The sequence below is a fragment of the Bariatricus sp. SGI.161 genome (genome assembly GCF_050313695.1).
GTDB lineage: Bacteria > Bacillota > Clostridia > Lachnospirales > Lachnospiraceae > JAFBIX01.
Genome location: NZ_JBNPLX010000015.1, coordinates 48,600 through 62,170, shown reverse-complemented (window position 1 = coordinate 62,170; position 13,571 = coordinate 48,600). Strand labels below are relative to the sequence as shown.

14 protein-coding genes are annotated in these 13,571 nt (G+C 41.2%); 12 read left to right on the top strand and 2 right to left on the bottom strand.

Features of this window, described 5'->3' with window-relative positions; all coding sequences use genetic code 11:
- The 5 genes from rsgA to lgt are packed head-to-tail and all read left to right on the top strand — an operon-like array spanning nucleotide 1 to nucleotide 4,241.
- Entirely contained in the window at nucleotides 1-879 is an 879-nt protein-coding gene (gene rsgA / locus ACQRBH_RS10305) for a ribosome small subunit-dependent GTPase A (protein ID WP_235233937.1), read from the top strand.
- A 1-nt stretch (nucleotide 880) separates the two neighbouring features.
- The gene (gene rpe / locus ACQRBH_RS10300) at nucleotides 881-1,543 is read left to right on the top strand and encodes a ribulose-phosphate 3-epimerase (RefSeq protein ID WP_427761556.1); all 663 of its coding nucleotides are present in this window, start codon (nucleotides 881-883) and stop codon (nucleotides 1,541-1,543) included.
- On the top strand, nucleotides 1,536-2,207 hold the full coding sequence (locus ACQRBH_RS10295; protein WP_235233940.1) for a thiamine diphosphokinase: 672 nt from the start codon (nucleotides 1,536-1,538) through the stop codon (nucleotides 2,205-2,207). Before rpe ends, ACQRBH_RS10295 begins: the two co-directional genes overlap by 8 nt.
- A 58-nt stretch (nucleotides 2,208-2,265) precedes the next feature.
- Nucleotides 2,266-3,366 (top strand): redox-regulated ATPase YchF, encoded by a 1,101-nt coding sequence (ychF, locus tag ACQRBH_RS10290; RefSeq protein WP_427761554.1) that lies wholly within the window; start codon nucleotides 2,266-2,268, stop codon nucleotides 3,364-3,366.
- A gap of 17 nt (nucleotides 3,367-3,383) precedes the next feature.
- On the top strand, nucleotides 3,384-4,241 hold the full coding sequence (gene lgt, locus ACQRBH_RS10285) for a prolipoprotein diacylglyceryl transferase (RefSeq protein ID WP_427761553.1): 858 nt from the start codon (nucleotides 3,384-3,386) through the stop codon (nucleotides 4,239-4,241).
- A 50-nt stretch (nucleotides 4,242-4,291) separates the two neighbouring features.
- Here the strand turns inward: lgt and nagB are convergent, their stop codons facing one another.
- The gene (gene nagB / locus ACQRBH_RS10280; protein WP_427761552.1) at nucleotides 4,292-5,029 is read right to left on the bottom strand and encodes a glucosamine-6-phosphate deaminase; all 738 of its coding nucleotides are present in this window, start codon (nucleotides 5,027-5,029) and stop codon (nucleotides 4,292-4,294) included.
- 285 nt (nucleotides 5,030-5,314) lie between these two features.
- Here nagB and ACQRBH_RS10275 point away from each other — a divergent pair, with 285 nt between their 5' ends.
- From ACQRBH_RS10275 to nagA, 7 genes are all read left to right on the top strand, one after another.
- Nucleotides 5,315-6,001, top strand: coding sequence for an N-acetylmannosamine-6-phosphate 2-epimerase (locus ACQRBH_RS10275; RefSeq protein ID WP_427761551.1), 687 nt, complete (start codon nucleotides 5,315-5,317; stop codon nucleotides 5,999-6,001).
- Nucleotides 6,002-6,063: 62 nt separating this feature from the next.
- Nucleotides 6,064-6,984: a dihydrodipicolinate synthase family protein gene (locus tag ACQRBH_RS10270; RefSeq protein WP_347376102.1), complete on the top strand. Its 921-nt coding sequence runs from the start codon at nucleotides 6,064-6,066 to the stop codon at nucleotides 6,982-6,984.
- A 48-nt stretch (nucleotides 6,985-7,032) separates the two neighbouring features.
- A complete protein-coding gene (locus tag ACQRBH_RS10265) occupies nucleotides 7,033-8,541 on the top strand; it encodes a sodium:solute symporter (RefSeq protein ID WP_427761550.1) in 1,509 nt (502 codons plus the stop codon).
- 14 nt (nucleotides 8,542-8,555) lie between these two features.
- Complete coding sequence (locus ACQRBH_RS10260; protein WP_347376100.1) at nucleotides 8,556-9,005, top strand: YhcH/YjgK/YiaL family protein; 450 nt, start codon at nucleotides 8,556-8,558, stop codon at nucleotides 9,003-9,005.
- 121 nt (nucleotides 9,006-9,126) lie between these two features.
- Complete coding sequence (locus tag ACQRBH_RS10255; RefSeq protein ID WP_427761586.1) at nucleotides 9,127-10,014, top strand: ROK family protein; 888 nt, start codon at nucleotides 9,127-9,129, stop codon at nucleotides 10,012-10,014.
- 14 nt (nucleotides 10,015-10,028) lie between these two features.
- Nucleotides 10,029-10,874, top strand: a complete 846-nt coding sequence (locus ACQRBH_RS10250; RefSeq protein WP_427743495.1) for a MurR/RpiR family transcriptional regulator — start codon at nucleotides 10,029-10,031, stop codon at nucleotides 10,872-10,874.
- Between the two features lie 18 nt (nucleotides 10,875-10,892).
- Nucleotides 10,893-12,083: an N-acetylglucosamine-6-phosphate deacetylase gene (nagA, locus tag ACQRBH_RS10245; RefSeq protein ID WP_427761549.1), complete on the top strand. Its 1,191-nt coding sequence runs from the start codon at nucleotides 10,893-10,895 to the stop codon at nucleotides 12,081-12,083.
- 17 nt (nucleotides 12,084-12,100) lie between these two features.
- On the opposite strand, the gene ACQRBH_RS10240 is transcribed toward nagA, so the two are convergent.
- A complete protein-coding gene (locus tag ACQRBH_RS10240) occupies nucleotides 12,101-13,420 on the bottom strand; it encodes a hypothetical protein (RefSeq protein ID WP_427761548.1) in 1,320 nt (439 codons plus the stop codon).
- Nucleotides 13,421-13,571 lie beyond the last annotated feature (151 nt).

Below are 13,571 nucleotides of genomic sequence, written 5' to 3'. Positions count from 1 at the left end.
ATGCAAGGAAAGATAGTAAAAGGAATTGCCGGATTCTACTACGTACACGTAGTAGAATCCGGTGTTTATGAATGTAAAGCCAAAGGAACTTTTCGAAAGGATAAGATTAAACCGCTGGTAGGAGATAATGTTGAGATAGAAGTTCTGGATGAGAGCGAGAAGACTGGAAATATTATTGCCATACTTCCTCGCATGAATGAGCTGATTCGTCCGGCAGTTGCCAATATTGATCAGGCTCTGGTGGTGTTCGCAATTACAAAGCCGAATCCACATTTTAATCTTTTGGATCGATTTTTGGTGATGATGGAAAGTAAAGAGATTCCAGTGGTGCTGTGCTTTAACAAAGAGGACATTGCCGAGGATCCGCAGGTCAAAGAATTAAAGCAGATTTATGCGAGATGTGGATATCCGTTAATATTTACCAGTGCTTTGAAAGAAAAGAACATTGACAGCGTTCGAAAGGTTTTGAAGGGAAAGACAACAGCTATTGCAGGCCCTTCTGGTGTTGGCAAATCTTCAATTATTAATATTTTACAGCCAGAAGCCAATATGGAGACCGGAACTATCAGTAATAAGATTGAGCGCGGAAGGCATACGACAAGGCATTCGGAATTGTTCCCGATCGATGAGAATTCTTACATTATGGATACGCCTGGTTTTAGCTCGCTGTATGTCAACGATTTTGAAAAAGAAGAACTGAAATATTATTTTCCGGAGTTTGCAAAGTATGAGGGAATGTGCCGTTTTCATGGATGTGATCATGTTCATGAGCCGGGATGTGCAGTAAAAGAGGCTGTAGATGCGGGAGAAATACACAGAATACGATATCAGAATTATATAGAGATGTATGAGGAACTGAAGAGTAAGAGGAGGTATTGATATGGACTATATATTAGCTCCATCAATTTTGTCGGCAGATTTCAAGGTGTTGGGCCAGGAAATGCAGAAGACAGCAGAAAACGGTGCCAGATATCTGCACTTTGATGTAATGGATGGAATGTTTGTACCCAGTATATCTTTTGGGATGCCAGTGCTTGCATCGATTCATAATGCAACGAATCAGTTGATGGATGTGCATTTGATGGTACAGGAACCGATTCGTTATATTGAGGCTTTTCAAAAAGCGGGTGCGGATCTTGTGACGATTCATCTGGAGGCATGTGAAGATGTAGAGGCAACGATTACAACCATTCATGAATGTGGGATGAAAGTTGGTTTGTCTATTTGCCCGGAGACAGATGCAGAGATGGTTCTGCCGTATTTATCAGAAATAGATATGATATTGGTGATGAGCGTTCATCCGGGATTCGGAGGACAGAAATTTATTCCGGAATCATTAGAGAAAATACGTAAGATCCGTGCTATGATAGCAGAACGTGGATTATCCGTGGATATTCAGGTGGATGGGGGGATCTGCCTGGCAAATGTACGGGATGTGTTAGATGCGGGAGCGAATATCATTGTTGCAGGGTCAGCTGTGTTTAAGGGAGATCCAGAGAAGAATACCAAAGATTTTATGGAGATACTGAATAGTTATGAGTAAGAGAATTGTAATTGTGAGTGGGGGAGAACTGAATGAGAATTTTGCTCTTTCTATTCTGAGAGAGCAGGAAGGGGAATGTATCATTGCTGTAGACAAGGGAATGGAATTTCTTTATCTACATCAGATCATGCCAAGCTATATTGTGGGAGATTTTGACAGTGTGAAGAAAGAAATCGGTGACTATTACCGGAATGAAACGAATGTACCGATTCGCGAATATAATCCAGTTAAGGATGCGTCCGATACTGAGATTGCTATCAGACTGGCGATGACCCTTGGATGCAGCGAGCTGATAATCCTTGGAGCTACAGGAGGCAGAATCGATCATCTGTGGGCGAATGTACAGAGCCTTATGATTCCGTTTAAGGCAGGGATCGATGCGAAGATTATAGACAGTCAGAATCTAATCCGCCTGATTGGAGATGGAGAGACGCATTTGAAGAAGGAAGAGGCATTCGGTCCATATTTTTCTGTATTTCCATTAGGAGAAGAGGTTTTTGGATTTAATATCGAAGGAGCCAAATATCCATTGCGTAATCATACGCTTTCGCCTTGTAATAGTCTCTGTGTCAGCAATCAGATCGCAGAAGATGTTGATGAAGTTGTAATCAGTTTCCCGGCGGGAAATGTAATCTTGATGCAGACCCGTGACAAGCGTGAGTAAAAGTGATACACTATTGTGTATTCGTGAGAATAGAGAACAAGAAGAGAGGACGAGATAGATGAAATTAGGAATCGTAGGATTACCAAACGTAGGGAAAAGTACGTTGTTCAATTCATTGACAAAAGCCGGAGCAGAATCTGCAAACTATCCATTCTGTACCATTGATCCAAATGTCGGCGTTGTAACTGTGCCTGATGAAAGATTAAATGTACTGGGAGAGATGTATCATACCAAGAAAATCATACCGGCTGCAATTGAGTTCGTTGATATTGCAGGATTAGTAAAGGGTGCTTCCAAAGGAGAGGGACTTGGGAACCAGTTTCTTGCCAATATTCGTGAAGTTGATGCAATTGTCCATGTAGTGAGATGTTTTGAAGACAGCAATATTGTTCATGTAGATGGAAGTATCAATCCATTACGTGATATTGAGACCATCAATCTGGAATTAATTTTCTCTGATCTGGAGATACTGGAACGTAGAATTGCCAAGACAACAAAGGTTGCAAGAAATGATAAAGCTGCAGCAAAGGAATTGGCATTGTTGGAGAAGATTAAGGTACACCTGGAAGAAGGAAAACTTGCGAAGACATTTGACGATGTATGTGATGAAGAGGAAGAAGAATGGCTTGCAGGATATAATCTGTTGACATATAAACCAGTCATCTATGCTGCAAATGTTGCAGAAGATGATCTGGCAGATGACGGTGCTTCTAATGCCGGAGTAGAAGCTGTCCGTGAATATGCGAAGGAAGAACAGAGCGAAGTGTTCGTTGTGTGTGCACAGATTGAGCAGGAAATTGCTGAATTAGAAGATGATGAGAAGAAGATGTTCCTGGAAGATCTGGGATTAACGGAATCTGGCCTTGAAAAATTAATTAAAGCCAGCTATAAATTACTGGGGCTGATTAGTTACCTGACTGCAGGTGAACCAGAAGTGCGTGCATGGACGATTAAAAATGGAACCAAAGCACCTCAGGCAGCAGGAAAGATTCATTCCGATTTTGAACGAGGATTTATTCGTGCTGAAGTAGTATCCTATGATGATCTGATTGCTTGCGGCAGTCATAATGCAGCAAAAGAAAAAGGACTGATCAGACTGGAAGGAAAAGATTACGTTGTAAAAGACGGAGACATTATGTTATTCCGTTTTAACGTATAAGGAAGGAAGAATGAAAAATGCATAAAACAATAGATTTTCCGAATATTGGGATCCACTTGGAATCCGTTGGGGATCATATTACAGTATTTGGATTCGATATTGCATACTATGGCATTATTATTGGTATTGGCATTCTGGTCGGTCTGCTTATCGCAGTTGCAGAGGCAAAGCGGACAGGTCAAAAGGAAGAAGATTACTATGATCTGGCAATCTATGCAGTGATTTTTGCAATCATAGGTGCCAGAGCATATTATGTTATTTTTTCCTGGGATATGTATAAAGACGACCTGTTAAGTATATTGAATATTCGTCAGGGTGGTCTTGCAATCTATGGAGGTGTGATTGCAGCAGTTATAACGGTCTTGATTTTTGCAAGGATCAAGAAGTTATCGGCACCACTGCTTATGGATACTGCAGGTCTTGGACTTGTGGCAGGACAGATGATCGGACGATGGGGAAACTTCTTTAACCGGGAGGCTTTTGGAGAATATACGGATAGCCTGTTAGCGATGCGGCTTCCAGTGGATGCAGTCAGAAGTTCTGATATTACGGAATTGATGAGAGAGCACATGGAGACTGTGGATGGTGTATCTTATATCCAGGTTCATCCGACTTATTTGTATGAGTCACTTTGGTGTATGATGGTTCTGATCATAATGTTGCTGTACCGAAAGCATAAAAAATTTGACGGGGAAGTATTCCTGGTGTATCTTCTGGGATATGGACTGGGAAGAGTCTGGATTGAGGGTCTGAGAACAGACCAGTTACTGCTTCCGGTAGTGGGATTACCAGTATCACAGATCCTGGCCGGAGTGATTGTGGTTGTGTCAACAATATTGATAATATATCATCGACGGAAAGTAACGAAAGAATAATAAAAAATAGCAGAAGCATTGTAATTGATTACGATGCTTCTGCTATTTTTTTACGCTAATTCAGTGAGGCAGGAGAGAGCGGCTTCGTCAGCTACGATGGTTACATCGTTGTGGAGCTGGAGGATGGAGGCTGGCACTTCCGGAGTGATTGGGCCGTGGAGTACTTTTTCGAGTATCTGGGCCTTGTCAGCGCCGCTTACGATGACCAGGATCTTTTTTGCCTGCATAATATTTTTGATTCCCATGGTGTATGCTTGGCGTGGTACTTCTTCCTCAGAAGCAAAGAAACGCTTGTTGGCTTCTATGGTACTTTCTGTCAAGTCTACGCAGTGTGTTTCACGTTCAAAAGCAGCGCCTGGTTCATTGAAGCCGATATGACCATTGTGCCCAAGCCCCAGAAGCTGTAGATCAATACCACCGGATGTGGCAATTATATGATTGTAATCAGTACAAGCCTTCTCTGAATTGACCTCAAGTCCATTGGGAACGAAAGTGTGAGCTTTGTCAATGTTTACATGATTGAATAGATTCGTGTTCATAAAATAGCGATAGCTCTGGTCATTTTCGGGGGAGAGACCTTTATATTCGTCCAGATTGATGCTGGTTACATGGGAAAAGTCAAGGTCTCCTTTGTTATACCACTCAATCAATTGGCGATAAGTTCCTACAGGTGAAGAACCGGTGGCAAGTCCCAGTACACAGTTGGGTTTCATAATAATCTGTGCAGAAATAATATTTGCAGCTTTACGGCTCATGTCTTGATAATCTTTTGCTCTGTAAATAATCATAGTTTTTATCCCTTTCTTTGAATAGTTCATATCTTTTGTGTTCAGTATAACAATCATCCTGTACTTTTCAAGGGAAATGCGTGGAATTGAAGTTACTTTCACAAATGGAAAGAAACAACCTGAAATTGTGCAATTTCACTAATTGAGTACTACCAAAATTGGCTAAAAATCACCCCTGTTTTGAAAAATATGAAAGAACTTTCAGAACATGGAGATGCTATTGAAAATAAAAACGGAGTTGGTATACTTGGTTTCAGCAAGGCAAACAAAGGAAGGAGAACGAAGATGAAAGAGTGTATAGAACAGATAAAAGGCAAATTGATCGTATCATGTCAGGCATTACCGCATGAACCGTTACATTCTTCTTTTATTATGGGAAGAATGGCGGTTGCAGCGAAAGAAGGCGGTGCTGTGGGAATTCGCGCGAATACAAAAGAAGACATACAAGAAATACAGACTCAGGTCGATCTTCCGATTATTGGAATTGTAAAAAGAGATTATGACGACAGTAAGGTGTACATCACTCCAACAATGAAAGAGATTGAGGAGTTAATGGAAGTGAAGCCAGAGATTATTGCGATTGATGCGACAGAGGCACTTCGACCGGGAAATGTTACATTGGATGAATTTTATTATCAGATTAGGGAGAAATATCCGGATCAGCTTCTAATGGCAGATTGTTCAACTGTGGAGGAAGCAATTCATGCAGATGAGCTTGGATTTGATTTTATCGGAACTACGATGGTCGGATATACAGAACAGAGCAAGGGAGATAGAATCGAAGCAAATGATTTTGAAATCTTAAGAAAAATTGTGGCACAGGTAAAACATCGTGTGATTGCAGAAGGTAATATCAACACTCCAGAGAAAGCAAAAAGAGTTATTGAGTTGGGAGCATTCAGTGTAGTGGTTGGTTCTATCATTACAAGACCACAATTGATTACAAGATCATTTGCTGAGGCACTGGAATAGAAAAGCGGGCTTAATATTTTTCACATAAAACAAGAATAATAAAAAGAAAAGGAGAAAGAATCATGAAAAATCTTGACAAGTACAAAGGAGTCATTCCGGCATTTTATGCATGTTATGACAAGGAGGGAAATATCAGCCCAGAAGGAGTGCAGGCTCTGACAAGATATTTCGTAGAAAAAGGGGTAAAGGGCGTATATGTTAACGGGTCTTCCGGAGAATGTATTTACCAGAGCGTGGAAGATCGTAAGATTGTCCTGGAAAATGTGATGAAAGCAGCAGAAGGGAAATTGACAGTCATTGCCCATGTGGCGTGCAACAATACCAAAGACAGTATGGAGCTTGCAAGACATGCAGAGAGCCTTGGGGTAGATGCAATTGCGGCAATTCCTCCGATTTATTTCCATCTTCCTGAATATGCGATTGCACAGTACTGGAATGATATCAGTTTGGCAGCACCAAATACAGACTTTGTCATCTATAATATTCCGCAGCTTGCAGGAGTAGCACTTACGATGGGATTGTTTGCAGAGATGAGGAAGAATCCAAGAGTCATTGGTGTAAAGAATTCATCTATGCCAGTGCAGGATATTCAGATGTTCAAACAGGCAGCAGGAGAAGATTATATCGTCTTTAATGGTCCAGATGAGCAGTTTATCAGTGGACGTGTTATCGGAGCAGAGGGCGCTATCGGCGGAACATATGGTGTTATGCCAGAGTTATTCCTTAAGATGGACGAGTATGTAAAGGCAGGAGATATGGAGAAAGCAAGAGAGATTCAATATGCTGTAGATGCAATTATCTATAAGATGTGCTCAGGCCATGGCAATATGTATGGCGTGATCAAGGCAATTCTTAAGATTAATGAAGGACTGGAACTCGGAGGAGTCAGAGAACCATTGCCGGCACTGATTGAGTCTGATATGGCAATCGTTGAAGAGGCTGCAAAGATGATTCGCGATGCAAAAGAAGCGTATCTCGCATAAAAAATATCAAAATCAGACACGAATGAGAATATAGGAGGAGAGAATAGAATGCAAGGTTTTACAGTAATAGATTTGGTGATCTTGATTGTGTATCTGGCAGCAGTATTGTTAGCAGGACTTCATTTCGCCAAAAGGGAGATGAAGGGAAAAGAATATTTTAAGGGAGATGGAACGGTACCGTGGTGGGTAACTTCTGTTTCTATCTTCGCAACGTTGTTAAGTCCGATATCCTTCCTGTCACTGGCAGGAAATTCATATGCAGGGACATGGATCATGTGGTTTGCTCAGCTTGGAATGCTTCTGGCAATTCCACTTACCATTAAGTTCTTCTTGCCAATTTACAGTAAACTGGATATTGATACCGCATACCATTATCTGGAATTAAGATTTGGAAGTAAAGGACTGCGTGTGTTAGGGGCTGTGATGTTCATCATTTATCAGGTAGGGCGTATGTCTATTATCATGTACCTGCCATGTATGGTACTTTCCAGTCTGACGGGCATTAATGTAAATCTGCTGATTGTAATCATGGGAATTATCGCAATCATTTATTCCTATACAGGTGGATTGAAATCAGTACTTTGGACAGACTTTATCCAGGGTTCTGTGTTATTGATCGGTGTAACTTTTTCGCTGTTCTTCCTGTTAGCACATATTGATGGAGGAATTGGAGCAATCTTCCATGCTTTTGCAACAGAGCATAAGTTCCTGGCAGTAGATCAGCCAATCTTCAATCCGAATATCCTAAAAGACAGTGTGTTTATTATGATCGTCGGAGCCGGATTTAATACCATGGGATCTTATGTATCAAGTCAGGATATTGTACAGCGTTTTACAACAACCACGGATACGAAGAAGTTAAATAAGATGATGCTGACAAATGGTGGATTATCTATCTTCATTGCAACTGTATTCTATCTGATTGGTACTGGATTATACGTATTCTATCAGCAGAATGCATTACCGCCGGCAGCAGCACAGGATCAGATCTTTGCATCTTACATTGCATTTGAACTTCCGGTGGGATTCACAGGACTTCTTCTGGCTGCCATCTACGCAGCAGCACAGTCCACATTGTCTACAGGACTGAACTCTGTGGCAGCAAGCTGGACGCTGGATATTCAGGCACGTTTGTCTAAGAAGGAATTGAGTTTTGAGAAACAGACCAAGATTGGTCAATATGTATCCCTGATTGTTGGTATTTTTGCAATCGTAGTATCTATGGTACTTGCAAATGGCGGCGTGAAGTCTGCATATGAATGGTTCAACGGATTTATGGGACTGGTACTTGGAATTCTGATAGGAACATTTATCCTTGGAGCATTTACAAAAGTGGCAAATACATTTGGGGCAACACTGGCATTTATTGCAGCATCCGCAGTCATGGTAGGAATAAAATATTTTGTACCGGCAGAAGATGTTACTATCTGGTCATACTCCATTATCTCAATTGCAGTATCTCTGGTAGTAGGAATTCCTGCAAGTATGATCTGGAGAAAGGTGAAAGGAGATACTTCTGAGCCTGCGAAGTACACAACCATTTACACTTCAAAATAAAAGGAGAAGTTGAGATGATATACGGAAATATTCATAATATGGAAGAGTTTTCTTGTCTGGAAGAGAAGATCAAAGAATGCTTCGTATATGTAATGGAGCATGACATGGCGGTATATGAGAAAGGGAGCCATGAAATTGACGGAGAACGTTTCTTTGTAAACGTAGTAGAATATACTACAACTACACCAGAGGAGCGTTTTTGGGAAGCACATAAAAAATATCTGGATGTACATGTGATGATCCATGGAACGGAGCAGATTGATCTGAACTTTATTCAGAATATGGAGCAGAAGGAATTCGTGGAAAAGGATGATTTCCTTCCGTTAGAAGGGGAAAAGAAAGCATCGGTTATCTTACAGGATGGCGATTTCCTGATCTGTTATCCAAGTGACGGACATCGTACTGCGGTTGCCGTGGATGGACCAGAAACGATTAAAAAAGCTATTTTTAAAGTATTAATATAATATTTACAAAAGGCAAATCGGAGAAGAATCCAGGATTTGCCTTTTTGTAGTAACTGCTCAGCCGTAGATTGCGCAATGAAAAAGAATATATTATAATGAAAGGACAAAAGCCAGCAAAATGATAAAAAAATATGTAAGTATAGATATCGGCGGTACTGCGATGAAATATGGGCTTATCAGTGAAGAAGGAGTTATTCTTGCCCGGAGTGAACAAAAGACAGAGGCTTATAAAGGTGGAGCGTCTATTCTTGAAAAAGCTGTCAGGATTGTGGAAGGATTTTTGAAGAGAGAAGAGATTAGCGGCATCTGTATCTCCACTGCAGGTATGGTCGATACGGTTAAGGGTGAGATATTCTATTCAGCACCTCTGATCCCCAGATACGCGGGAACCAAATTTAAAGAAACTATGGAACGGAAATTCGGAATTCCCTGTGAAGTGGAAAATGATGTGAATTGTGCCGGACTTGCAGAATATATGTCTGGTGCATCGAAAGGATGTCATAGTGCACTGATGTTGACAGTCGGAACAGGGATTGGGGGCTGCATTGTATTAAATGGCGAGATTTACCATGGATTCAGTAACAGTGCCTGCGAGATTGGTTATATGCATATGGCAGGCAGTGATTTTCAAACAATGGGTGCTGCCAGCATATTGACGAGAAAAGTGGCAGAGTGGAAGAATGAACCGGAAGAAAACTGGAACGGTTATCATATTTTTGAAGAAGCAAAAAAAGGGGATGAACTGTGTAACAAAGCAATCAATGAAATGGTGGATGTATTGGGACAAGGCATCGCGAATGTTTGTTATGTGATTAATCCGGAGATCGTCGTACTGGGCGGTGGAATTATGGCACAGGAAGAGTTCCTGAGAAAGAAGATTGAAGATGCCGTGAGTTGGTATTTAATTCCAAGTATTGCTGCTCACACAAAGATTGCATTTGCAAAACATAGAAATGACGCAGGTATGTTGGGGGCATTTTATCATTTTCAAAATTGTCATAGGAGATAAAGGGTGAAGATACAATGGAATACTATGTAAAATCTGTAGTTCCAATCATAGAATCAAATTATGATAACTTTACAACTGTGGAAAAGACGATTGCAGACTTTTTCATTTATAATCGTAAGAAGGTAGATTTTTCTGCGAAAGCAATTGCAGAACGGTTATATGTCTCGGAGGCATCGCTCTCACGCTTTGCTAAGAAATGTGGCTATCGGGGCTATCGAGAGTTTGTGTATCAGTATGAAGAGACATTTGTTGAAAAGCAGGAATCCATGACGGGAAATACGAGAATGGTATTGAATGCATATCAAGAGCTTCTGAATAAGACTTACAATCTGGTGAATGAGGCTCAGATTGCCAGAATCAGCAGATATTTGAATCAGGCGGAACGAGTCTTCGTATGTGGCAAGGGGAGTTCTGGTCTTGCTGGCGGTGAGATGGAACTGCGTTTTATGAGAATCGGTGTAGACATTGATTCGATTCGGGATTCTGATTTGATGAGGATGCAGGCGGTATTTCAGGACAAACGGAGTTTGGTATTTGGAATCAGTATCAGTGGTGAAAAGGAAGATGTCTTGTATCTTTTGTATGAGGCACACAAAAGAGGGGCTAAGACGGTACTTTTGACGGCCAAGAATAAAGGGATCTTTGATGAATTTTGTGATGAGGTAGTGCTTCTGCCATCCTTGCGGCATCTGAATCATGGAAATGTAATATCACCGCAGTTCCCGATTCTGGTTATGCTTGATATTATCTATTCCTATTATGTGGAACAAGATAAATTTGAGAAAGAAATTCTTCATGATAACACTTTGCGTGCATTAGAAGAAGGAAGCAAGATGCATCAAAATATTCAATCATTATAATTTAGTGGGAGGAACAGCATGATTATTAAAAATGTAAAGGTGTATACGGAGGAAAAGACTTTTTCTGATGGGATAATCTATATCAAAGATGGGGTATTTGATAAGATTATTATATCTGAAACATCTCCGGTGAATGTGGATTCACTGAGGAATCTGGAGGGTGATTTGGATGAAGTGATTGATGGACAGGGGAGCTATGCTATCCCGGGGTTGATCGATCTACATTTTCACGGATGTAAAGGGTACGATTTCTGTGATGGCACCAAAGAAGCAATTGCAGAAATTGCAAAGTATGAGGCTTCCATTGGAGTAACAGCTATTGCACCGGCAACGATGACGCTTCCGGTGGAAGAGCTGGAGAGAATCCTTGCAGTTGCAGCATCCTACAAAAAGGAAGCAGAAGAAAGTGGAACACAGGGCGCAGATCTGATTGGAATCAATATGGAAGGACCATTTATCAGTCCGACCAAAAAAGGGGCACAGGACGAGCGGAATATCATCCCATGTGATTCGGATATCTGTCAGAGATTTCTGGACGCGTCGGAAGGACTGGTGAAATTCGTCGGAATCGCGCCAGAATGCAGTGAAGAATCGGTACATTTTATTCAGCAGATGAAGGACAAAGTCCATATCTCTTTGGCACATACGAATGCTGATTACGATACTGCTATGGATGCATTTCAGGCAGGAGCAAATCACGCTGTACATCTGTACAACGCCATGCCATCATTTACTCATCGTGCTCCAGGTGTTATCGGAGCAGTGGCAGACAACAAGCATGTCAATGCAGAATTGATCTGCGATGGTGTGCATATCCATCCATCTGTTGTTCGTGCGACATTCCAGATGCTCGGCGCAGACAGAATGATTCTGATCAGCGACAGTATGCGTGCGACCGGCATGCCGGATGGACGTTATACTTTGGGTGGGTTAGAAGTTGATGTGGTCGGTAATCGGGCAACGCTCGTATCGGACGGTGCACTGGCAGGTTCCGCAACCAATCTCCTGGACTGCATGAGAACAGTAGTGAAAAAGATGGGAATTCCATTAGAGACAGCAGTTGCCTGTGCAACAATGAATCCGGCAAAAGCCTTGGGAGAATACGAAAATTATGGTTCAATTACGCCAGGGAAAAAAGGAAACGTTGTATTGCTGGATTCAGAGTTGAATCTGAAAATGGTTGTAAAGGAGGGGACGGAGGTTTTTTGATTTTCCTCCGTCCCCAATTATAGGTTGATGGTATAAATCTTGGTGGGACGGCCGCGCATGTGACTGGATTTTTGGAAGGAGGTCGTTGCCACTCCGCAGTCTTCCAACTTTTGAAGAATCCGATTGGCACCCCGCAGAGAGATGTGGAAGTTTTCAGCCAGATCTGTGCTGGTGATTTCGCGTTTTCCAAGCAATATTAAGAGCCGTGTAAGGCGATGGATTGTCATGGTTGACAGGGAGGATTGCTTGGCAATTTCTTGCATCTGTGGGGTGATGATTGTACTGGCGATAGTACGGTTGTCGGCATCCAGAGGACCAATCAGTTTCTGGTCTTCGTCCACTAGAAAGGAATCGCCTGAGATTCCGGACGAGACCAGGGCAGTCTGCGAATTGGTTATGGCTTCTTCTACGGTATTACCAATGCCATAGGAGATATTCAGGTTAAAATCAATAGAATCATTCAGATAAATCGCAAGAAGGTTCTGTTTAAAGTCCGCAGTGATGTAAGACAGAACCGCTTTTTCTGTAAGGACCAGAGTTTTTTCACGCCGTTTTTGCAGGATAAAATCCAGGTCATTCTTATGTGCAAAATCCATCAATGCTTTTTGCAAAGAAATCTCTAAGCGCTCTGACCAGATGCGGTCTTTGGTTTCCTTTGGAGAAATGGAAATGACAGCAGGAGCATGAGCAGTTATTTTCTCGATTTTTATCTTGGCCAGCAGATGTTGCAGAACATCGCGAACATATTCATCGGTTCCTGACGCGAAGACACAAGGAATATGTAAATCTTTTAAGCGTGGTACCAGACTGCTGTAACGACAGATCACCAGATCAATCTGATCTTGTTCCCATAACTTTTGAATATGTTTCAGAGTAGAATCTTCTACAGTGTATAGTTCTTCCAGTGTAGCAACAGAAAGCCAGTGAGAAAAGTCTGGGAATGTATCCATGATGCTTTTATTATCCAGAAGACTTAGGACAGATGCCCGCGGTTCTACATTTACGAAAACATCAAAAATAATCCGTTCAGGATCCAATGAACGGTTCTCAATCAGCAATGTCAGGGGAATTCTGTAAAAGCTTTCATTATCTGTATCAAGAGAAAGAATTGGCTTGAGAGGTTTGTCAATAGCACGCTCTAATACAGTCTGAACGACGATTCCAGTGGTAAGAATACCATCTGCCCAAGATTCATTTTCCAGATAAATTGCTTTTAAATCCGTGAATTTTTCATACTCCACGAAACGAAAACTGACATTTTCTGGTGGTTTCTTTAAAGTGTCTTTCATATATCTAACTAAATATCTTGAAGTAATAATAAGAATATGGTAGGTCATACCTGCACCTCCTGATTTACTTATTTATATTTTCTATTAAAGTGTTCCATAAATCAATAGGTATCTTCCAAAAATCGAAAAAAAGAATGTAATTTTATCTATATTTAACAAAATTTACAAACAATATTTGATAATAATTGATAAATTCAGA